General features: G+C 71.1%; 16 protein-coding genes. 10 read left to right on the top strand and 6 right to left on the bottom strand.

The window, feature by feature from the left end; translation table 11 throughout:
- The first annotated feature begins 823 nt into the window (after positions 1 to 823).
- Both H504_RS0132210 and H504_RS39230 read left to right on the top strand, forming a co-directional pair.
- Complete coding sequence (locus H504_RS0132210) at positions 824 to 1,870, top strand: potassium channel family protein (RefSeq protein WP_035307323.1); 1,047 nt, start codon at positions 824 to 826, stop codon at positions 1,868 to 1,870.
- 29 nt (positions 1,871 to 1,899) lie between these two features.
- A complete protein-coding gene (locus H504_RS39230) occupies positions 1,900 to 2,310 on the top strand; it encodes a hypothetical protein (RefSeq protein WP_051386490.1) in 411 nt (136 codons plus the stop codon).
- On the opposite strand, the gene H504_RS41770 is transcribed toward H504_RS39230, so the two are convergent.
- Positions 2,307 to 3,056 (bottom strand): neutral zinc metallopeptidase, encoded by a 750-nt coding sequence (locus H504_RS41770; RefSeq protein ID WP_157440756.1) that lies wholly within the window; start codon positions 3,054 to 3,056, stop codon positions 2,307 to 2,309. The genes H504_RS39230 and H504_RS41770 overlap by 4 nt on opposite strands.
- Here H504_RS41770 and H504_RS43785 point away from each other — a divergent pair.
- From H504_RS43785 to nudC, 6 genes are all read left to right on the top strand, one after another.
- Positions 3,049 to 3,177, top strand: coding sequence for a hypothetical protein (locus H504_RS43785; protein WP_281173683.1), 129 nt, complete (start codon positions 3,049 to 3,051; stop codon positions 3,175 to 3,177). The genes H504_RS41770 and H504_RS43785 overlap by 8 nt on opposite strands.
- A 465-nt stretch (positions 3,178 to 3,642) precedes the next feature.
- Positions 3,643 to 5,367, top strand: a complete 1,725-nt coding sequence (locus H504_RS0132225; RefSeq protein ID WP_026426162.1) for a DUF2207 domain-containing protein — start codon at positions 3,643 to 3,645, stop codon at positions 5,365 to 5,367.
- A gap of 101 nt (positions 5,368 to 5,468) precedes the next feature.
- Positions 5,469 to 6,692, top strand: a complete 1,224-nt coding sequence (locus tag H504_RS0132230) for a hypothetical protein (protein ID WP_026426163.1) — start codon at positions 5,469 to 5,471, stop codon at positions 6,690 to 6,692.
- Between the two features lie 79 nt (positions 6,693 to 6,771).
- Positions 6,772 to 8,055, top strand: coding sequence for a M16 family metallopeptidase (locus H504_RS0132235; RefSeq protein WP_026426164.1), 1,284 nt, complete (start codon positions 6,772 to 6,774; stop codon positions 8,053 to 8,055).
- A gap of 438 nt (positions 8,056 to 8,493) precedes the next feature.
- Positions 8,494 to 9,849, top strand: a complete 1,356-nt coding sequence (locus H504_RS0132240) for a M16 family metallopeptidase (protein WP_026426165.1) — start codon at positions 8,494 to 8,496, stop codon at positions 9,847 to 9,849.
- Positions 9,850 to 10,065: 216 nt separating this feature from the next.
- Positions 10,066 to 11,028, top strand: a complete 963-nt coding sequence (gene nudC / locus H504_RS0132245; RefSeq protein WP_026426166.1) for an NAD(+) diphosphatase — start codon at positions 10,066 to 10,068, stop codon at positions 11,026 to 11,028.
- Here the strand turns inward: nudC and H504_RS0132250 are convergent.
- Positions 11,025 to 12,371: a GntP family permease gene (locus H504_RS0132250; RefSeq protein ID WP_026426167.1), complete on the bottom strand. Its 1,347-nt coding sequence runs from the start codon at positions 12,369 to 12,371 to the stop codon at positions 11,025 to 11,027. The two genes, nudC and H504_RS0132250, sit on opposite strands and share 4 nt — an antisense overlap.
- A complete protein-coding gene (locus tag H504_RS0132255) occupies positions 12,368 to 12,856 on the bottom strand; it encodes a gluconokinase (RefSeq protein ID WP_051386494.1) in 489 nt (162 codons plus the stop codon). Before H504_RS0132255 ends, H504_RS0132250 begins: the two co-directional genes overlap by 4 nt.
- 98 nt (positions 12,857 to 12,954) lie before the next feature.
- Here H504_RS0132255 and H504_RS38155 point away from each other — a divergent pair, with 98 nt between their 5' ends.
- Together H504_RS38155 and H504_RS0132265 are read left to right on the top strand one after the other, a co-directional pair.
- The gene (locus H504_RS38155; RefSeq protein WP_051386493.1) at positions 12,955 to 13,680 is read left to right on the top strand and encodes a FadR/GntR family transcriptional regulator; all 726 of its coding nucleotides are present in this window, start codon (positions 12,955 to 12,957) and stop codon (positions 13,678 to 13,680) included.
- Between the two features lie 513 nt (positions 13,681 to 14,193).
- Positions 14,194 to 15,294 (top strand): DUF2399 domain-containing protein, encoded by a 1,101-nt coding sequence (locus tag H504_RS0132265; protein WP_169735493.1) that lies wholly within the window; start codon positions 14,194 to 14,196, stop codon positions 15,292 to 15,294.
- A gap of 16 nt (positions 15,295 to 15,310) precedes the next feature.
- Here H504_RS0132265 and H504_RS0132270 read toward each other — a convergent pair whose 3' ends face one another.
- Genes H504_RS0132270 through H504_RS0132280 form a run of 3 tightly spaced genes read right to left on the bottom strand, consistent with a single transcriptional unit; the run spans position 15,311 to position 22,228 of the window.
- Positions 15,311 to 19,441 (bottom strand): TIGR02680 family protein, encoded by a 4,131-nt coding sequence (locus H504_RS0132270; protein ID WP_245614548.1) that lies wholly within the window; start codon positions 19,439 to 19,441, stop codon positions 15,311 to 15,313.
- Entirely contained in the window at positions 19,438 to 20,664 is a 1,227-nt protein-coding gene (locus H504_RS0132275) for a TIGR02678 family protein (protein ID WP_026426171.1), read from the bottom strand. The genes H504_RS0132270 and H504_RS0132275 overlap by 4 nt, the downstream gene beginning before the upstream one ends.
- Entirely contained in the window at positions 20,654 to 22,228 is a 1,575-nt protein-coding gene (locus tag H504_RS0132280) for a DUF2397 domain-containing protein (RefSeq protein WP_026426172.1), read from the bottom strand. The genes H504_RS0132275 and H504_RS0132280 overlap by 11 nt, the downstream gene beginning before the upstream one ends.
- Positions 22,229 to 22,240 lie beyond the last annotated feature (12 nt).

Raw genomic sequence — 22,240 nt, forward strand, 5'->3', positions numbered from 1 at the left:
CCCGCCCACCCGGGGCGCCGGGGCCCATTCCTGAAACTAGCGCGAGACACGGTTTGTCAAGAGGGCATGCCCCAGACCTGTGGACACCCCGACAACCTGTGCACACCACCCCGCCCAACCCCAACCGATCGGGGCCTGCGACACGCTTGACGGAACCGCCGTCGTGGTCCAGACAGGGACCCGCCCACCCGGGGCGCCGGGGCCCATTCCTGAAACTAGCGCGAGACACGGTTTGTCAAGAGGGGGCGACCCAAGGCTGTGGACACTCCGACCGCCTGTGGACAATCACCGTGCCCGCTCTCAGCCGATCGTGGCCAACGGCGCGCTTGGCTTCAGCGCCGTCGTGGTCCAGGCAAGGGGCCCACCCACCCGGGGGCCGGGGGCCCATTCCTGACCGTATCGCGATCCCTGGCTTGTCAAGGGGGTCTGACCGTCGGCTGTGGATGAACCCGCGCCTTGTGGACAAACCGGCCGCTCCGAGATCTGGTTTCGTGCCCGTGCCCGTGCCCGTGCCCGTGCCCGTGCCCGTGCCCGTGCCCGTGCCCGTGCCCGTGCCCGTAACACCCGAACACCGGAACCCTGTCTCGAACCAGAGCCCAGAACCCAGGTGCCGGCACCCGACCCAGCCCAGAACCCAGGCCCTCCAGAACCCAGGCCCCGAACCCGCCCGAGCCCCAACCCGCCCAAGCCCCAACCCCGCCACTCCCACTGGGCGGTTCATCCCGCCTGGCCGATTGCCGCAGCCCACACCCCGGGGGAGCGCACGCCGGTCTGGTCGGGTGGGTAGCCTTCGGCCCGTGAGTCGCGGGGTGGTGGCGTCGTGATGCGGAAGCGTTCGGTGGGGTCGGCGGAGCTCGACCTGGTCGGTGTCATCCGCATGCCGGAGACCAGTGTCAGCCCGGTCGCCGCCATTGTTCGCCGGGTGTTGTGGGCGTTGGTCGCGTTGTTCGTCGCCGTGTTGCTGGTGTACCTGGACCGGGATGGCTACCGCGACGCCAACGGGGATGGGGTTTCGTTCCTCGATTCGGTGTACTACGCGACCGTGTCGTTGTCGACGACCGGGTACGGGGACATCACGCCGGTCAGCGACTCGGCGCGGTTGGTGAACATCCTGGTCATCACGCCGTTGCGGGTGTTGTTCCTCATCGTCCTGGTCGGGACGACCCTGGCGGTGTTGACCGAGCGGTCCCGGCAGGCTTTCAAGATTCAACGGTGGAGGTCGAAGGTGCGGGACCACGTGGTGGTCGTCGGGTACGGCACCAAGGGGCGGTCGGCGGTGAGCGTGGTGCTGTCCGACGGGGTGGACCCGAGCCGGATCGTGGTGGTGGACACCGACCAGGGGATGTTGGACGCGGCGTCGGCGCTGGGGTTGGTGACGGTGCACGGGTCGGGGACCCGGTCGGATGTGTTGCGGGTGGCGGGGGTGCCGCGGGCGAAGTCCGTGGTGGTGGCCGCGAGCCGGGACGACTCGGCCGTGTTGATCACCTTGACCGCCCGGGAGATGGCGCCGAACGCGCAGATCGTGGCGGCGGTGCGGGAGACGGAGAACGTGCACCTGCTGCGCCAGTCCGGCGCGAACCAGGTGGTGGTGTCCAGTGAGACCGCCGGTCGGCTGTTGGGCATGGCGACGCACACGCCGACCGTGGTGGACATGGTCGAGGACCTCATCACGCCGGACGAGGGTCTGGCCATCGCCGAGCGCGAGGTGGAGCAGACCGAGGTGGGCGGGTCGCCGAGACACCTGCCGGACATCGTGCTGGGCATCGTGCGCGGCGGTCGCCTGTACCGGGTCGACTCGGCGGAGGCGGATGCCATCGAGAGCGGCGACCGGCTGCTGTACATCAAGAAGGTCACCCCGGCTGAAGACTGACCACTTGCGCGGTCTGCGACCATCCGGGAATGCGGGTCCCGTTCGCCATCCCGGCCACCGTCGTCACGTGGGCGGTGGTCTCGGCGTTCAGCATCGTGCTGGCGCTGGTGTTGGCGATGCTCGGCGCCCTCGGTCACTGGTCCGGTGGTTCCAGTTCGCCGACCACGGTGAGTGCCACCGTCGTCACCGGCGTGTCCTGCGACCAGAGCGGTCTGGAGCGGATCTCCTACCCGACGTCGGATGGCAAGAGGGAAGCTTCCCTGGACGCGTGCGGTCATCAGGTAGGGGAGACGGTGGATGTTGCCGTGGGCGGCGACACCGCACACTTGGCGCAAGCGACCGCAGGGGCGAGTTTTGACGCCCGCCCCTTCGCCGTCGTATTGCTTGTCTTCGCCGGTATAGCCGGTGCCGGTTATCTCCACCTCATCCGACGCCGCTAGGACACATCGCCTGGAGCGGCCGCCCAGGTGTTGCACTCACCGGTGCGGTTGGTGGTGTAGCCGTGTTCCATCCACGACCCGTAGTGCTGTGGTGTCCCGTGGTCCGGTGGGAAGTCCTTGTCCCAGTCGCCGCGCGTGTAGTTGTCGGTGATGGCGTCCTTGACGACGGTCGCCGTGATGGAAGCTCCTCCGTGCGCGGACCCCACGAACCACATCCCCGCGAGGCACTGCGCCTGCAACTCAGCCCTCCGCGACAGGTCCAACCCGGCAGGGGTCTGGTCGCCCGCCTCGTACCGGGCTTCCCCGTACGCGTCCCACACGCCCGCGAGGGTCTGTATGTGGTGGCCGAACTCGTGCGCGAACAGCGCGAGGTAAGGGCCGACCTTCGTGCCGATCGTGTCTGTCTGCAATCCCTCGAAGGGCATGTACAGCGTGTTGTCTTGCGGGCAGTAGAACGCCGCCCAGTTGGCCTTTGCCGCCCCGCACGGGCTGCTCCACGTCTTACCGCCGGGAAACGCGAGCTTCGGTGTGAAGTACGGCAACCCGGCCCGTTGCATCGCGGGTGCCCATGCCTGCTCCAGGCAAGGTAGTGCGGCGGTGAAGAACGCCTGTGCCGCCTGCGGATCGCTCCTCCACGCGGGGAGTGCGCAGGTGGCCGAACTGACACCGTTGGAAGCGCTGAACAACGGGTTGTCCGCCAGCGTGTAAACCGGCTTGGGTCCGGCAGGTGTCGTAGCCGTGGACACCGTCGTGCGGGTGGCAGTCGCCGATCTTGTCGTGCGCGTGGTGGTGGTTGTCGTCGTGACCGTTGTCGTTGTTGTTGTCGCGGCTGTGGGGGCTCGGTACGTCGTAGTCGGAGCCGAGTAGCCAACGTCGTCGGTGTGCGACCGCGATAAGAGGAACGGGATACCGCTGAGGACGTATACGCCAACCAGCGCTAAGAGGATGATGAAGAAGGTGGTGGCGAAGCCCTTGTTCGACTTGCGGGGCGGCGGAGGTGGCCCGTACCACTGCGTCCTTTGTGGAGGAAACTGCGGCGGATATGGCTGCTGCGGCGGGTAACCCCGTGGCGGGTACTGCTGCTGCGGTACCGGATACGGCCGTGTGGGATTGGGCAAGTGGGGAGGAAACGCCTGCGGGTAGCCCGGTAAAGCCATCGGCGGAGGTGCCACCGGCATTGGTGGCGGGTACGGCCCCTGTGGTCGCCACGGACCCTGTGGCGGATGGCTCATCGTTCCCCCGTCGCTCCCGGCAGGCCGTTTCGGCCAGACCGGCGGTGAGCATAGGGCGGCTCGGCTATCGTTCGCTGCCGTGTTGACAAAATGGGGGATCGTGGCCAGGGGGATCGTCGCCGGGGGAGTGGCCGTGCTGGTGGCCGCGCCCGGTGTCGCGGCGGCGCAACCGTCGTTCCCGTCGCTGCCGCCGGACGCGCCGTCCATCTCGTTCCCGGTGCCGGGGACCGCGCAGCCGCCGGACATCAACCCGGCGCCGCCCACCTCGGGCCGGACCCGACCGCCGACCGCCCCGCCGGTCACGCTTCCGCGCAGCGTCAACGTCCAGCTCAAGTTGGAGCGCGACGGCGGACTGACCGTCCGCGAGCAGGTCGTGGTGCAGGCGAAGCAGACGATGACCCGGGTGGCGCCGCTGCGCGTCGGCGACCGGGTGTTCACCGTGCGGAACGCGACCACGCGTGGCAAGGGTTCGGTCGAGGTGACTCCGGACGCGCTCACCATCCACGCCGCCGAGGGCGCCAACGAGATCGACTACACCGTGGACGGCGCGGTTGCCGACCTCGGCGACCACTTGGAGGTCCGCTGGCAGGTCGCCAGCGGCTGGGACACCAAGCTGCTCGCGCTGCGGGCGTCGCTGCTCACCCCCAAACCCGGCCGTGACTTCGTCTGCCTCGCCGGACCGGCGGGTTCCACGGACATCTGCGATTCCGCGTTGACAGACGCAAGCGGCATCCTCCGCGTCGTGCAGTCCAACTTGGACAAAGGCGACCGGGTAGATGTGTCTGCCGAGCTGCCATCCGGGCTCGTTCCCGCGAACGCCCGATTCGACTCGACCGGGACAAGCGCGTTCGCGTTGACGCCGCTCGGTGGGGCCGGGCTGGGGTTGGTCGCGCTCTTACTCGTGGGTGGTTTCGTCGTGCTGTGGACCAAACGCAGTCGTGACGTGGGAGCCCTGGCTGCGGACGTGGGCCCGGTCGAGCTCATCGCCAACAACGACGGCGCGGTCACCTTCGCCTCACCGGACGGGATCTTGCCTGGGCAGGCGGGCATGGTCGTTGATGAACGCGCCGACTCGCATGACTTGGCCGCCACGGTCGTAGACCTCGCCGTGCGCAACTACCTCTGGGTAACCGAGGCGAACGACGATTGGCAGATCGTGCGCCGCAACCCGGCCGACGACGCCCTTACCGACTACGAACGCGCCGTCTATGTCGCCCTACTTCCGGCGGGCACAGACTCGGTGACGTTATCCGTGCTGAGGGCGTCACCGCCGGATCTTGCCGCCGCCAAGTCCGCTCTTCAGGATGACGCTGTCAAGCGCGGTTGGTTCGTCAGGCGCCCCAACAGCGTCGGCCGCTTAGGACTGATCGGCGCCGCTGTCATCGCGGTCGGTGTCCTCGGCACGGTGGCGTTAGCCGTCGCAGGTGGACCTGCCCTACTCGGTATCGCCGTCGTCATCGGTGGGATTGGTCTGCTCGTAGGAGCCCGGTTCGTCCCGGTGCGTTCCAAAGCGGGCGTGGCGCTCGCCCAGCAGGTCCGTGGGGTGGCCGCCTACCTCGGTGGTGTCACCGCCGAAGCCGTCCCCACCGACCGTGAACTGGTCTTCTCCCGGTCGCTGCCCTTCGCGCTCGCACTCGGCGAGACCGAGCGGTGGCTGGCGGGCTTCGGCCCGGTCGACCCGGCGGGCATCCAGTGGTTCGCGGCCCAGGACGAGGCTGTTTCCGCTGATCAGGAGCGGTTCGCAAGCCGGATCGCCGCGTTCCTCGGCGCGCTCGACGGGGCGCTGGGCCGGTCCGGGAGCCACGGACAGTTCTCCGCTCGGTAACACATTCGGCGGCCTTGTATAACTCTTTTGGGGGTAGCTCGGCGAATACTGGTCACTCGGTGTACCTTTCGCGCACTTCATCAGTGCCTCCGGGAGGTCCGTTGCTCACCGTCGTGAAGCGCGCCGTCGTGCACAGCAGCCTGGTGGCGGTCGCGGTCGGGGCGACCCTGCTCGGCGCCGCCATCCCCGCCGCGGCGCAGCAGGCACCGGACCAGGCCAGCGAGACCGGCCAGTCGACGCCGACCACGGTGCTCAGCGACTGCGACAACGGCACCCGTTCGGTCAAGGTCGTCCTGGACGACAAGAACGCCCCTTACACGCTGCGGCTCACCGGGTCGGACAAGCCCGAGCAGACCATCGAGCGGACCACGGAACCGGACAAGGACGACCCGGCCGCGGCCACCGCCACCTTCGACAAGGTCCCGGCCGGGGAGTACGAGGTCGAGATCGCGGGCTCCCGCGACTGGCTGACCAGCGTCCCGATCAGCGTCAAGTGCGACTCGGGCAACAAGTCGCCCGGCCTCGGCACCTACGCGTTGTGCGACACGAAGGCCGACATCAACAGCCTGCCCGCGCTGTACGTCGAGATCGACAACCCCAACGGCAAGCCGGTCGACTACACAGTTACAGCCAACGGCATCACTAAAACCGCGACCGTTGCCGCAGGCTCCCACGGCAGCGTCAACATGGGCGGTACACCCGGCGGCGACTACAAGGTCGTGGTCGACGGCTCGGATGGCACCCAGGCCGTCACTGGTGTCTCCGTCGACTACTGCCAGGACGTCAAGGTCGACCGCGACAAGGGCTTCCAGGTTTCGACCCGCTGCGTAGACGAACAGTCGGTTGTCACCTTCCGGTACTACGCCGTGGGGCCTTACCCCGCCGACCGCGTCCTCACCATCGACGGCATGCCGTCCTTCAAAGAGACCGCGCACTTCGACGGTGACGGCGTCTACCAGTGGACCCGGCACACCGGCGAGTTCCCCGACGGCTCTTACACCGCGCACCTGTCCGGCTTGAACAGCGCCGTGACCTTCACCGTCGCTTGTGAACGCCGCAGCGAGCCCAGCACCGGACAAACCCAACCGTCCAACCCGGACACCACCCGCGCGACCACGACCACGGCGCCGACGTCCAGCTCCACCGCCGCATCGCTGCCGGTCAGCACGTCGCCCGCGCCGCCGGTCGCCCAGGGCGGCACCGGCCCCGACGGGAGCCTGCCGGTCACCGGTGTCGCGGTGGGCGGCCTCGTCCTGCTCGGCCTGCTCGCACTTGCGGGCGGCACGGTCTTGTTGATCGTGCAGCGGCGCAGGCGTTCCGCCTAGAGCGGAACTCCCGGCGAGTTGTCCACAGGCGGGCGCCGCGAGGTGTCCGCCCGTGGCCGTCCTCCCGTAGGCTCGACCGGTGACCGTTTCCCAGTTGCACCGCTACACCCTCGCCAACGGCCTGCGAGTGGTCCTCGCCCCCGACGACACCACACCCGTCGTCGGCGTGAGCGTGCACTACGACGTGGGCTTCCGCTCCGAGCCGGAGGGCCGCACCGGCTTCGCCCACCTGTTCGAGCACCTGATGTTCCAGGGCAGCGAGAGCCTGGAGAAGCTGGCGCACTTCCGGCACGTCCAATCCTCCGGTGGCACCTTCAACGGGTCCACCCACCCGGACTACACCGACTACTTCGAGGTGCTGCCCTCGGCCGCCCTGGAACGCGCGCTGTTCCTGGAGGCCGACCGGATGCGCGCGCCGAAGCTCACCGAGGAGAACCTGCGCAACCAGATCGACGTGGTGAAGGAGGAGATCCGGCTCAACGTGCTCAACCGCCCGTACGGCGGTTTCCCGTGGATCCTGCTGCCGCCCGTCCTGTTCGACACGTTCCCCAACGCGCACAACGGGTACGGCGGGTTCGAAGACTTGGAGCAGGCCACGGTCGCCGACTGCGCCGCCTTCTTCGACACCTACTACGCCCCGTCCAACGCGGTCCTCACCGTCGCGGGCGACTTCACCCTCGACGCCGCGCAGGCCCTCATCGAGAAGCACTTCGGCGACGTCCCCGCCCGGCCCCGGCCGCAGCGCCCGTCCTTCGCCGAGCCGCCGCCCACCGCCGAGGTCCGCGCCGACCACCCCGACCCGCTGGCCCCGCTGCCCGCCGTCGCCATCGGCTACCGCATCCCGGACCCGGTCGACGAGGTCGACGCCTACCTGGCCTACCTCGTGCTGGCCGGTGTCCTCACCGACGGCGACGGTTCCCGCCTGCAGCAGCGCCTGGTCTACGGCGACCAGTTGGTCAGCGACGTCAGCGCGGGCTGCGGCATGTTCGGCCCGTTCGAGGCCCGCGACCCGGACACCTTCACCATCACCGCCATGCACTCGCCCGAGGTCGCGCTCGACACGGTGCTCGCGGCCGTCGACGACGAGCTGGAGAAGCTCGCCAGCACCCCGCCCGACCCCACCGAGCTGGCCAAGGTCACCGCCCGCTGGGCGGCCAGCCTGCACAAGGAACACGACCGGATCGTCAGCCGCACCCTCGCCCTCGGCGCCTTCGAGCTCCTCTACGGCGACCCGGCCCTGGTCTACCAACTGCCCGACCGGATCAGCTCGGTCACCCCCGACGCCGTCTCCGCCGCCGCCAAGTCCCTGCGCCCGGACTCCCGCGCCATCCTCACCGTCACCCCCTCGGCGGGCGCGCAATGACCCAGCGCACCCGAGGCGGTGCCCGGTCATCCCGTCCCGCCCGCCAGCGCGGGATGCCCGGCTCCTGGCCTTCCGCTCGCGGCGAAAGGCCTTCGGGAAAGCGGCGCCCGCCGCTCAGCCGCGTGACCACCGCCCAGTCATCCCGTCCCGCGCACGGGTGCGGGATGACTGGTCCCGAGCTTTCCAGTCGTGGCGGGACGCCTTCGGTGCAGCGGCGCTCGTTGCTCAGCCGCGTGACCACCGCCCGGTCGGTTGCGGCACCCGGTGCGGATTCCGCCGCCGGGCCTGCGGGCCCCGTCGCGGCGGGTGCGCGATGACCAGCCACCTCGTCGGTCGTGGCGGTGCGTGTGGAGTTCAGCGCCGTCCGACCAGCCACTTCCTCGGCCGGTGCGCGATCTCCGGCCACCACCCCACATTGTCGTCGCCAGGAGGAGATCAGTGAGCCGCACCGCCGAGCAGATCGGGCGTACCGAGCTCGGGCCCCGACCGCTGCCACCGCTGGGGGAGCAGCGCGCGGCCACCAACCTGTCCGTTGTGGACACCGTGCTGGACAACGGGTTGCGGGTCATCGCCGTGCACCAGCCCGCCGTGCCGATGGTGGAGCTGCGGCTGCGCGTCCCGTTCGCCGGGGCCGAGCCGGCGCACGCGGCGACCGCCGAGGTCTTGGCGGCCACCATCCTCACCGGCACCGAGACCCGGGACCGGGTGGCCATCGACACCGAGCTGGCCCTGGTCGGCGGGGAGCTGGCCGCCGCCGTCGACCCGGAGTTGCTCTCGCTCGGCGGGAACGCGCTGGCCAGCGGGTTCGACACGCTGCTCGCGGTGCTGGCCGACGCGCTCACCTCGGCCACCCACCGCGATGACGAGGTGGCGGGGGAGAAGACCCGGTTGATCGAGCGGATCACCGTCGCTCGCTCCAAGCCCAACGTCATCGCCCGCCAAGCCCTGCAGCGGCACCGCTACGGCGACCACCCGTTCACCCGGGAGATCCCCGAGGCCGCCGAGGTCGCCGAGGTCGAGCCGGACGCCGTCCGCGCCCTGCACCGCGCCGCCGTGTTGCCCCGCGGCTCGGTACTGGTGCTGGTCGGCGACGTCGAGCCGGTGCGCGCCGTCGCCGGTGCCGCCGAGGCGCTCGCGGGCTGGCGGTCGGAGGCGTCGGCGAGCACGTTGCCCGCGCTGCCGCCGCTCACCCCGGGCGACCTGCTCGTCGTGCCCCGGCCCGGCGCGGTCCAGTCGCAGATCCGGCTCAGCGCGCAGTCCATCCCGCGCACCGATCCGCGCTACCCGGCGCTGCAGTTGGCGAACCTGGCGTTCGGCGGGTTCTTCTCGTCCCGCCTGGTGGAGAACATCCGCGAGGACAAGGGCTACACCTACCACGCCCGCTCCTACCCGGAGTTCACCGTGGACGGCGCCACCCTGCTGATCGACACCGACACGGCCAGCGACGTCACCGCCGCCGCGCTGCTCGAGATCCGCTACGAGCTCGGCCGGTTCGCCCTGGTCGCCCCGGAGGAGGCCGAGGTGGAGACGGTCCGCCAGTACGCCATCGGGTCGCTGCTCACCAGCACCTCCTCCCAGGGGGGGCTCGCCTCCCAGATCGCCGCCCTCGCCGTCCTCGGCCTCGGCGCCGACTGGCTGGTCACCCACCCCGACCGGCTCAAGGCCGTCACCGCCGCCGAGGTCGCCGCCGCCGCCCAGGAGTTCTTCGCCCCCACCAACTTCACCGGCATCATCGTCGGCGACGTCGACAAGCTCGCCCCGCTGCACCGCATCGGCGGCGTCCGCTTCCCCTGACCAACCCCCTCCCGGTGGGCGGCTCCCGCCCACCGGGAGGCCGGTTCACACCGGCCAGGGCGGGCTGTTTCCCCTTGTGGGGAACGGGATTCGGACACGGGGGCCGGACTGGCCGTCCGGGGCGAAACACAACACCCGCGGTGGGCGGAGTGCGTAGGGTGGCGGTGGAGCGGGTCGGCCGCTCACCAGCACCGAGACCTGTCAGGTGATCACCGAATGACGGCCCGCGCCCCGTTCCAGCTCGCCGCCCTGCCCGCGTTGTCCCGTTCCACCGCCCAGCGGGACGAAGGGCCGCGCAAAGACCCCGACCAGCTCGACCGGCTGTGGAAGTCCGGGCAGGTCCTGTTCGTCGACCGGCACGGCCGCACCCCGGTCAGCGCCGACGGCAGCGCGCTCGCCCCGCGTCCGGCGGCCGCCGTCGCCGACGAACGGCCCGCTGAGGCGCTGTTGCTCGGCGCGGAGGGCGAGACCGGGTACTGGGTCGTGCCGCGCACCGAGGACCTCACCCCGATCGACGCCCCGCCGGGCACCTGGGGGCTGTGGGCGGGTGCCGTGTCCGCGTCCGGCGAGCAGTGGCACGACCTGCGCGCCATCGGGGCCCTGCTCGACGACACGGCGGCGGGGTTGTTCACCACCGCGGTCGGTCTGCTCAACTGGCACGCGCGCGCCCGGTTCTGCGCCAAGTGCGGCTCCCCGGTGGCCGTGTCCGCGGCGGGCTGGTCGACCACCTGCACCGGGTGCGGACGTGAGGAGTACCCGCGCACCGACCCCGCCACCATCTGCCTCGTGCACGACGGCGGCGACCAGGTCCTCCTCGCCCGCCAACCGATCTGGCCCGCCCGCCGGTACTCCGTGCTCGCCGGGTTCGTCGAGACCGGCGAGTCGCTGGAGGCGTGCGTGGCGCGCGAGGTCGCCGAGGAGGTCGGCGTCCAGGTCACCGACATCCGCTACCTGGGCAGCCAGCCGTGGCCGTTCCCGCGCTCCATCATGATTGGTTTCGCCGCGCTCGCCGACCCCACCGCGCCCATCGTCCCGGCGGACGGCGAGATCGAGCAGGCCCGCTGGTTCCCGCGCGCCGAGATCCGGGCCGCGCTGGCCAACGGCGGCGAGACCGACGACCTGATCCTGCCCGGCGAGACCTCGATCGCCCGGCAGATGGTCGCGGGCTGGGCCGACTAGAGCACCAGCCCCAGCGGCAGGATGATCGCGATGCCGACCACGGAGATGATCGTCTCCAGCAGCGACCAGGTCTTGATGGTCTGACCCACGTCCAGCCCGAAGTACTCCTTCACCAGCCAGAACCCGGCGTCGTTGAGGTGGGAGAAGAACAGCGAGCCCGCGCCGACGGCGAGGGCGAGCAGGGCGGCGTGGGTCGGTGCCATCCCGGTGGCCAGCGGGGCGATGATGCCCGCGGCCGAGATGGTGGCGACGGTGGCCGAGCCGGTGGCCAGCCGGATGGCGACGGCGACCAGCCAGCCCAGCAGCAGCGGCGAGAAGTTCGCGCCCTTGGCCAGGCCGGTGATCACGTCGCCGACCCCGGCGTCCACCAGGGTCTGCTTGAACCCGCCACCCGCGCCGACGATCAGCAGGACGCCGGCGATGGGCGGCAGCGCCGCCCCGATCGACGCGGACAACCGCTCCAGGCCCAGGCCGCGGCCGAGGGTCACCATGCCGACCAGGACCGCGAGCAGCAGCGCCACCAGCGGGGTGCCGAGGAAGTCCAGCACGTGCCGCACCGTGTTCTGCTTGTCCAGGAAGATGTCCGCGATCGCTTTCGCCAGCATCAGCACGACCGGCAGCAGCACGGTGCCCAGCGTCGCCGCGAAACCCGGCCTGCTCCCGGTCCGCTCCGGCTCGTCCTCCTCCTCGGGCGCGTACACCGGGACCCACCGCGCGGCGAGCCGGGCGAACAGCGGACCCGCGATCACCACGGTCGGGATCGCGACCAGCACGCCCAGCCCGAGCGTCACACCGAGGTCGGCCTTCAACGCGTCGATCGCCACCAGCGGACCGGGGTGCGGTGGGACCAGGCCGTGCAGCACCGACAGCCCCGCGAGCGCCGGGACCGCCAGCAGCATCAGCGGCTGCCTGCTGCGCCGCGCGGCCAGCAGCACCACCGGGATCAGCATGACCAGGCCGATCTCGAAGAACATCGGCAACCCGATCAGCGCGGCCACCAGCGCCATCGCCCACGGCAGCCGCCGACCGGACGCCCGACCGAGGATCGTATCGACGATCTGGTCCGCGCCGCCCGAGTCGGCGAGCAGCTTGCCCAGCATCGACCCGAGCGCGATCAGCACCCCGACACTGGCCACAGTGGACCCGACACCCTTGGTGAAGCTGTCCACCAGCTTGTCCACCGGCATCCCGGCGACCAGGCCGAGCAGCCCGGACCCGAGCACCAGGGCCAGGAACGGGTGGAACCTGGCCTTGGTGATCAGCAGCACGATGAGCGCGATGCCGAGCACCGCCGCCCCGATCAGCCGGGTGTCGTGCCCGGTCCACGCCGCCGCGACGGTCATGGCTGGTCCCCTTCCGTGAGTGCGCGCACCGCCGCCTCGGCCAGTTCCCCCGGGGTGTGGGTGATGTCCAGCGTCCAGCCGTCCTCGTCGGCGGCCAGTGGTTCCAGGTCGGCCAGTTGGGAGTCCAGCAGCGACACCGGCATGAAGTGCCCGGTGCGCCCACGCATCCGGTCGGCGAGCACCTCCCGGGTGCCGTGCAGGTACACGAACACGACCCGTGGCGCGGCCCGGCCCAACAGGTCCCGATAGGACCGCTTCAGCGCCGAGCAGGTCACCACGCCGCCGCCGTCGCGCCCGCGCTCGCCGATCCACTCGGCGATGGCGGCCAGCCAGGGCATGCGGTCCTGGTCGGTCAGCGGGTGCCCGGACCGCATCTTGGCGATGTTCGCGGCCGGGTGGAACTCGTCCGCCTCGGCCAGCGGCACCCCCAACCGCCCGGCGACCAGCGCGGCGACGGTGGTCTTGCCCGACCCCGCCACACCCATCACGACCACGACAGTGTGCACCCGACCAGTGAAGCCCAAAAGTACTACTTATTCAAGAGATAGACCTCGAATGGTCATATGAGTGAGACACTGGCCCGGTGACCACAGGCAAGCCCGGCGAACTGCTCGACGACCTCGGCCCCGCGATCGTGTCCGGTAAGTACCCGCCCGGCACGGTCCTACGCACCGAGGAGCTGGAACGCGCCTTCCGCGTCTCCCGCACCGTCGCCCGCGAGGCCCTGCGCGTCCTGGAGTCCATGTGCCTGGTCGCCACCCGGCGCCGGGTCGGCATCACCGTGCTGCCCCGCCCCAACTGGAACCTCTACGACCCCCGCGTCATCGAATGGCGCCTGGCGGGCCCCGACCGCGCCGAACAGCTCCGCACCCTCACCGAGCTCCGCGCGGGCACCGAACCCATCGCCGCGTCCTTCGCCGCCGCCCGCGCCACCCCCGACCAGGCCGGTCAGCTCACCGCCATCGCCGTCCGGCTCCGCACCACCTCCCACGACCTCGACGCGTTCCTCGAACACGACATCGCCTTCCACCGCCTCCTGCTCGCCGCCTCCGGCAACGACATGTTCACCCAACTCGGCGACGTCGTCGCCACCGTCCTGCGCGGCCGCACCCACCACCACCTCATGCCCGAGGTCCCCAACCCCGAAGCCGTCCGCCTCCACATCGAGGTCGCCGAGGCCATCACCGCGGGCGACCCACCCCGCGCCGAAGCCGCCATGCGCGCCATCGTCTCCGAGGTCCTGCACGACCTCCCCGACCCGCACGACTCCCAGGACCCCGCGACCCGCTGGACCCCTAGGCATCCGTGATCCCCGAGACTCCCTGGACTTCCGGGACCCTGCGGCTCCCGGGATCCCGGCTGCCCCGACGCCCCAGGACTCCACGGCCTACCACTCCCCGACTCCCGCGGCCCCGCGACTCCCGGTACCTCACGACTCCCGGTACCTCCGCGACCTCGCGACTTCCGCAACCCCAGGACCCCGCAACCCCAGGACCCCGCAACCCCGGGACCCCGCAACCCCGGGACCCCGGGACTCTCGGGGACTTCGGGACCCACGACTCCCTGGGCCTCGCGACTCCCAGGACTCCTGGGACCTCCGCGACTCTCGCGGCCTGACGCCCGCACGACTCTCAAGCCCCCCACCATCCCCGAAATCCTGGAATCCCCGGCGACCTCCACAACCTCCCGCCGACCGGGTGACCGAGTTCCGGCGGCGTGCTACGGGGAGATCACCGGCGTTGACCCCGGCGTCGGTGGCGTACGGGCGCGGCCGGGTGGCCCGGTACCGAGGCAGGCTCGGTGCTCCTGCAGCATGGTCCGCATGAGCGACTTCCGTCGTCCCGAGTACGTGGTGTTGTGGAAGCAGGCGCGGGCCGCTGTGGCGCGGGGCCAGGTGAAGCTGGGCTTCAAGGCCCCCGATCCGGTGGCGGCCGCGGCCGTGTCGGCGTTGATCGGGCGGGAGTTGACCGCGGGAGTGGGGACAACCATCCCCGTGGCCGATCTCGACGGCCGGGTGCGCGTGGTATTCGGTTGTGGCTTGGGCGATCTGCTCTCCTCTCTGTTCGGTGACGAGGTTGCTGAGGTGGTGGCGGCGGAGGTCGCGGATGACGTGCTCGGGGCGGCGTTGGCGGCGGCGGGGGTGGACGGCCCTTGGGTGGCCGCGTGGGTGGATCAGGCCCGCCGGTACGCCAAGATCTCGCCGGACGAGCTCGCCGCGGTAGCCCCCGAGGCGGCAGCGGCGATCGCTCGGGTGCACGTGGGGCAGCAGCCGCCGCGGGAATGGCTGACGTTGCGTGACCTGCGGTTGGCCAGAGGTACGCGGCAAGCCGGGCTAGTGCTGCGAGCGGTGGCGCTAGCGCACGGAGTGCCGCTGCCCAAATCCCCCGCCGACGAGCGGCGGTTGTGGCAGCGCGGTGGTGTCCTGCTGGACGCTGTGTCGACGGTGGTGTTGACATGGGCTTTCCCCGGGTGTGAGGCGCGGACGGAACTTGGCTTGCCCACCCATCTGACCATCCGGGACGTGGTTCCGGCCGGAGTCGACGCCGCGGTGTGCACAAGTCCGCGCCTTGTGGACAACTCGATCGCCGCCGGGATCGAGTACCCGATTGTGTGCGTCGAAGGCCATCTGAACCCGGCCGCCCGGACTGTCCTATCGCGACTGTCGAGAGCCCGGGTGCACGGCGATTTCGACGCCAACGGCCTGTTCATCGCCCGGCAGGCCATGGAACTCGCCACCGGCTCGCCCTGGCGCATGTCGGCCGACGACTACCGCCGAGCGCTCACCAAGGGCCTCGACCTGCCCGCCCTCGGCCCCGACCCGCTGCACGCGCCGTGGGACCCTGACCTACCCGAGGCGATGCGCGCGGGTTGGGCGGTCCCGGAAGACGTCCTCGCCGACGAATTGGTGGCGGACCTGGCCTAGTGGCCCGACCCAGCCGCTAGGGGTCGTCCCGATCGAGACCGGCGCCGTCCCAGGTGGTGTGCGTGCAGGCGACGCCGTGGCCGGACTTGGGGCGCAGGACGTCGTAGATGTGCATGCGCGGGATCCGATCCGACACGCCCCAGCCGCTGGGCCAGGTGATGACCCAGTCCATGTCCAGGTCGACCAGCAATTCCAGCATCCGCGCGATGGTCGGGTCGTCGAGCCGCTCGAAGGCCTCGTCGAGCAGGACCAGCCGCAGCGGGGACATGGTGGTGGCGAGCCCGGCGGAGATCGCGCCGTAGAAGGCGGCGGCCGCGGCGAACAGCGTCACGTACGAGATGAGCCGCGTCTCGCCGGACGACAGTTGCCGGAGCCTGCGCGACCTGGGCTTGCCGTCCGGCCCCGTGTCGCGGACCCGCACCGTGAACGCGAACCACGACCGGTAGTCCAACGCGCGCGCCAAGATCTCCGAGTAGCCACCGGTGGCGGTGTCGCGTTCGGACTCGATGCGCTCGGTGAACACCTGCTGCAGCCGGGTGTCCTGCTCCTCGGTGCGCTGCGCGAACGGCACCCGCAGCAGCCGCAGCGCCTCCAGGGTGGCCTCGTCGAGCCACGCCGCGGGCTGCCACTCCAGCCGGACGTGCACGCCCTGGCTGGACCGGGCCGTGTCCAGGACGTCGTTCATCCGCCGGGTCAGGTCCTCGGCGACGGCGATCTGCGCGGACAGCCGCTCGGCGAGCTCGCGGACCAGGTGCAGCGCGAAGATCCCCTGGTACTGCTCGGTGAGGAAGCCGCGCCGCTCGGCCAACCGCCCGGCGACCCGGCGGGCGGCGACGGCCACCGGGGCCGGGCCCTCCTCGGCGGACACGACGACGGTGAGGATCCCGGCGTGCCGCTCGGGCAGCACGTTGTGCGTACCGGCCAGGGACGCCTGCAGGTTCTGCAGCTTGCCGAGCACGTTCTCCTCGCTCGGCAGCCGCTTCGACTCGGCGACGGCGGCCTCGACCAGCGCCCAGGCGTCCGCGTCGTCGTCCGGCCGGTCCGCCGCGATCGCCGCAGGCCACACGCCGGGTGCCGCCAACGCCTCGGCAAACGCTTGCGCGGCGGTGGTCGCGGCCGCCCGCTTGCCGTCGATCTCCGCGCCGCGGGTGTCCAGCAGCGTCTGCGTCTTCACGACCTGGTTGGACAGCTCACCGGCCGACCGCCGCGCTTCCGGCAACGCTCCGCGCGCTTCCCGCCGCTGGCGCTCGAGGTTCGACAGTTGCCGTGCGACCTCCTCGGCCGCCCCGCCGACCGCCGTCGTCAACTCGGCCAGCGCGGCCGCCTCGCGGTGGAACGCCACGCACTTGTCGTCGGCGATCCGCTCAGCCGTCTCCCGGTCGTCGACCGCCACGTTGTGGTCGTGCAGCGCTTCCACGAGGTCGCGCACGGTGCCAACGCACCGTTTGGCCAACGCGTCGCGCAGGCTCTCCGCCGACCCGCGCGCCTGGGTCGCCGCCCGGTGCGCGTGCCGCAACGCCTCCGTGTCCGGCGTCAGGCCCGCGGCTCCGGCGTCCTGCGCCAGCCCCGTCGCCAACGCCTGCGTGCGGCCCTCGGCGGCGACGTGCTCGGACCGCCACCGCTCCGCCTTGGCCGCCGACTCGTCCGCCTGCCTCCCGGCCTGCTCCGCGGTGACCCGGGTGCCGATCAGCTCGCGGTCGTCTGGGAACGCGTCCAGGTGCCGGTCCCACACCTCGACCGTGCGCGACCGGTCCCGCAGTTCGGACTCCGCCGCCGACAGTTCGGTGTGCAAGACCTCCAACGACTCCGCCAGTTCCGCGATCGCCCGCTGTCGAGCGGCTTCCCGCGCTCCGGCGCCCACGAACTCCGCGTCCGGCTTGCGGGAAGACCCCCGCAGCACTCCCGCGCGCCAACGCCCGTCTGGCCATACAGCGAGCCCGGTGTATTCGGCGCCGTAGGACACCGACGCCAACAAGCTCGCGACAACCTCAGACGACACCGGACCGTTCGGCACCACCGCCGGTGTCAGTACCGCGCTCAAGGGCGAAGGCGCCGGACTGTCCACAGTGGCAAGAACGCCCGCCAACTCCGCGGACCCGACAGCCCCATCTGGCCGCACCCACGCCGTCAGCAATCCCGACCCCTGCAGCGCGGCTTCCAAACCGGCCCGCTCGACATCGGTTAGACCGGCGAAGTCCACGAGCCGGTAGAACGGTGCGCCATCTCCCTGCTCGACCAAACCTTGCGGGGTAGCGTCAACGCCCTTGCGTAGCTCAATCAGCCGCGCTTCCGCGGTCTTGACCCGGTTGACCAGATCGTCGACGGTCTGCCGTGCTGACACAACACGCTGCCGCAGCCCGGTTAGATGCGGCGCGGCCCACTGCTTGACCGCGTCACGCGCCTGTCGCGTGGCATCCGGAGAGGACAAGACAGCGTCAACGGCGGGCGGACGTGGGGGACGCGCGGCGTGGTCATCGGAGAACGGACCCGCGACCGTCCACGCCGCTGTCTTCTCGCACCACACCTCGGCCGACACGGTGTACCGCTGCCGCGCCTCGTTGCGCCTACCGGCCGCCTCTGTGGCCTCTATCTGCGCGTCCCTGGCCTTCGCGTGCAGCTTGTCCAGCTCCTGTCGATCCGCGTCCAACGACAGCGCCCGGTCGTGCAGCGACATCGCCAGAGCGGCCCGACGGCCCACGACGCTCGCCAGGTCGCCCGCCCGACCCGCCGCCTCGGACAGCGTCTCGGCCAGCTCGTCCGGGGCTACCGGTGGCGGTGTGCGGCGCTGGATGGTCAGCGGCTCCGCCTCCGGGTCCGGCTTGGCCCGCACCCGGTCCGTCGCCGACCCTGCGACCGGCTCCGGGGCGTCCGGCACCGCCGGGCACAGCGCCGGGTCGAGCCCGGCGGCGGCCACAGCGTCCGAAGTGGACAGCGCGAGCTCGGCGGCGTCCTCGATGTCGCCGCCCAGCCTGCGCAGCACGGTCAGCACCGTCTCGACCGCGCGGTCGGCGTGGTTGCGCTGCACCCCGGCGTTGTCCAGCGCCGCCGTGGCCGCCTCCCTGGTGCGCTCGACCAGCTTCTCCCGGTCCTGCAGGTCGCGCAGGCCCTGGTAGGCGGGCAATGACTTCAGCGAGTCGATGCTGGTCTCCAGATCGGCGTCGCGCTCCTCCAGCGCGCGGACCCGCTCCTCGGCCTCGGCGTGCCGCTCGGCGTCGGTGACCAGCCGCTGCTCCAGCTTGCCGATCTCGGCGTGCGCGCTGTCCAGCGCCTTCGCCGCCCCCTGCGCCTTGCCGCCGACCCCGTGCAGTGCCCCCAATGCGTAACCGGAGTACGTGCCCAGGAACGCGCCCATCGCGGTGTCGGCGGAGCTGAGCCGACCGATGTTCTCCCGGATCGACTCCAGGTCCTCGAACGACGTCGCCAACTGCTCGACCACGCCCGCGTCCAGCGGCGGCAGCGCGTCGGTGAGGATCTGCTCAAGTTGGCCGTCCTGGACCTTGAGGCCGATGTCCGGGTTGCGCAGCGTGCGCTGCAGGTGCAGCAGGTCGCCGTAGCGGCCGCCGGGGACGCCGTAGACGGTCTCGGCGACCTTCGCCCGGAACGCGGCCTCGTCGTACACCCGGTCCGCGCCCAGCACCTCGCGCAGCGCGGCCGGCCCGAGCGGCACCCGGTCCGCCGAAGCGAGCTGGAACTGGGCGCCCACCCGGGAAGGGGTCACAAACCGCCACGAGTCGCTGATCTGCTGCGAGGTCGCCGACGCCTTCACGCCGATGCCGCACGTCAGGTACTCGTCGCCACCGGAGGCGGTGGTGCGGTGCAGTTCGATCCAGGCGTAACCGATGCGGTTGGGGCCACCGTCGTAGTCGTCGAGCATGAGACGGCGGATGGAGACCGTTCCGGCGCCCTTGGAGCCCAAGTGCCGCAGGTCGCCGTCGAGGCACAACGGCAGCAACAACTCCAGGGTGCGGGACTTACCGGAACCGTTGGTGCCCTGGAAGATCGCGCGTCCGCCGGAAAAGTCGAACGTCTGCTCGCGGTACTGCCAGATGTTGACGATCCCACCGCGGTGCAACCGCCACCTGCCCACGGTCGGTTCTACCTGCGCGGGGATCGTGGTGTCCTGTTCGATCGTGCCCGGCTCGGTCACGAAACCCCCTCCTCGTCGAACAGCGACCACCCCGGTTCCGGTGGTGTGTCGGACACCGCCACCGGCTTGCCCGGTGAGTCGTCCGGCTGCGGCAGCCACCTGTGCGCGGCCGGGCTGATGAGCCAGCCGTCATCGGATGGCACCGCCAGCGACAGCCTCGTCAGCAGGTCGGCGACCTCGTCGGCCAGCGAGTCGACGTCGTCGGTCGCTTGCCGCGACCACGCCGCCGGGTAGTCCTCGACCAGGTTCCCGCACACCTCGACCAGCCGCGCGCGGCTGACCGGAACCCGCCCGTCCACCCGGAAGTCCTCTTCGGACCGATCGCTCGCGTCCACCAGTTCGGGCAGCGCGAGCAGGGTGATCCGGGCGACCGTGCCGGTGGACGGGAACACCACGTCGGTCAGGTACTCCTCGGGGTCGGTGACCGCGACACCCTCCGCGCGGATCTCGGTGACGAGGCCGAAGCAGCGCTCCAGCACCACTGACTCGCGCCGCTGGTTGCGCAGCAGCCAATCGGCCTGCTCGGCGGGCAGGTCCGCGTGCAGCGTCACCGGGTTCTCCACCAGCCTGCGCCGCACCGCGTGCTCCGCGCCCAGCCTACCCGGGCTCGCCGCCAGCTCGACCAGGTCGTCCGCAGTGGTGGTCTCGGCAAGCGGGCCCGCCAACAATTGGCCGAGCAGGTCGGTGTGGATGGTGATCAGCGCCTCGGGGGCGCTGTCCGAGACCAGGCCCGCCACCGTGCCGTCGGTCTCGGTGATCACGCCCAGCCCGATCAGGTGCCGCAGCGCGGCCGTCAACGCCCGCCGATCGCTCACGTCGTCGACGATGTCGATGCCGGCTTCGGCCGCCGCACCACGGACATCGGCCACCAGCCGCGACAGCAGTACCTGGCGACCCGCACCCGTTAGCGCTGCCATCGTCAGACAGAGATACGCGTAGCCCCTGGGCGACAGCGTTACCTCGCCACGAGTGTTGTCCTCACCGGGACCGCTCTTATAGAGGCGAGCGAAACGGCGCTCGACCACAAGGCGGTATCCGAGCAAGGTCGCGAACATCTCCTGCAACGGCAACCGATACCGGTAGAGCAACGGCAGCATGTCCCCGTCTGGGCCACCTGGCCGCAAGAGGGGATGACGCAACAAGACCTTGGCGCACCGGGCAACGTTGGCGGCGTCGATGTCCGACAGGTCGCCGAGGACATCGGGGCGGGTTTTAACGGGCATCGGTAGCCCGCTTCTTGCCCGTCTCGACCCGAGAGATCCCGATTACCGTGTCCCGCAACGTCAACGTGCCCGACTTGCTTCTAATCCGCGTTACCTGACCAACCTTCGGCGTCAGCGTCAACGACAACCCTCGAACCTGGTCCGTGGCGGCGCCCGGGTCTGACGCGCCTTCCCGCTGCGCCATCGCCAACGTCAGCAACTCGCACAACGCCCCCAGCGCGGCACCCGACAACGTCGCGTCGTCCAAGTTCGCCGCGGCGGCCGCCAACTCCGCCGAGGCGGCCTCCCGGCGCTCGTCGGCCGCTCTGGCCTGCGCCAACAGGCTCTGCTCCGTGATCGGGTCGTCCATGATCCGAGACGGCCTGCCGCGCGCGCCCCGGTCTCCCCGGCCACGCACGCTCACCGTCACATCGATCGCAGGCCCATCCCGCCACGGCGTGTGCTCGTCGTCCCCGTCGTGCTCCGGGGCGGGCAGCAGGTTGCGCGCCGAGTGCAGCCCGAACGCCGCCGCGTACAGCGCGTGCGCCCGCCTCGGCTCGGCCGCGTCGAACCAGCCCGCCAGTTTCACCAGCTCGCCGCGCCTGCTCGGCAGCAGCCCGCCGCCGGTCGTCGCCCGCCGCACCGTGGCCAGCAACGCCCCGATCGCCCGGGTCGTCGCCTCGCGCAGCGCCGTGACCTGTGACGGGTTGCCCGGCCGGTCCACGAACCAGTCGGTCAGCTCCTGCCAGTCCGCCGTCCCGCGGCCCCGGGTCCGCTCCACCGCCGCGCCCAGTTGCTCCGCGGGCCGCAGCAGCCGCAGCAGTTCCGCGCGCGAGCGCGCCAGGGTTGACAGGACCGCCGCGATGGCGGGCGTGTGCCGCAGCACGTCCTCCACCACGAGCTGGATGTACTCGACCAGCAGGTTGCGGAACCCGGCGATCTCTTCCGGCGCCAAGTGGTGGCGGGTCAGAATCTGCCCCAGGTACGCGTAGAAGTCGCGGACCGTGGCCGCCAGCTCCGCGTGCTGCAGGAACAACGTCGTCACCCGCTCGGCGAGCTGCTCGCGGGCCCTTCGCGCGGGCAGCGACCCCGGGTCCCGCTGGCTGCGCGCGGCCGCCACCGCCAGCGCCTCGCCCAGCTCGCCCAGGCCGCGCTCGATCGCGGGCAGCAGCTCCCGGGACACCTCGCGGGCGCCCTCCGGCACCCGCAGCAGCTCGTCCACGTCCCGCTGGACCCGGACCGCCAGCTTGGACACCTGGTAGCGCATCGAGCCCTGCTGGAACTCGGCGATGCTGGCCGCGATCGTCTCCCGGCGGCCGTGCACCAGGTTGCCCCACTCCACCAGTTGCCGCAGCCGGGGGATCACCACGTCGATGTGCGACTCGCCGATGTCGATCCGGCCGTCCCGCTCGGCCGCCGCCAACGCGCCGGACACCTCACCCGCGGACAGGTCCGCGAGCAGCGTCGACGTGAACAACCGCATGATCGCCAAGTACGTGTGGTGGTGCTCACGGGGCTGCAGGTAGGCGTAGAGCTGGAGCCTGCTCGCCGACTCCCCCTGGCTCGGCCCCTCGTCGTCCTCCACGGCGGGCCACGA

Origin of the sequence: Actinokineospora inagensis DSM 44258, assembly GCF_000482865.1 — a bacterium.
GTDB classification, from domain to species: domain Bacteria; phylum Actinomycetota; class Actinomycetes; order Mycobacteriales; family Pseudonocardiaceae; genus Actinokineospora; species Actinokineospora inagensis.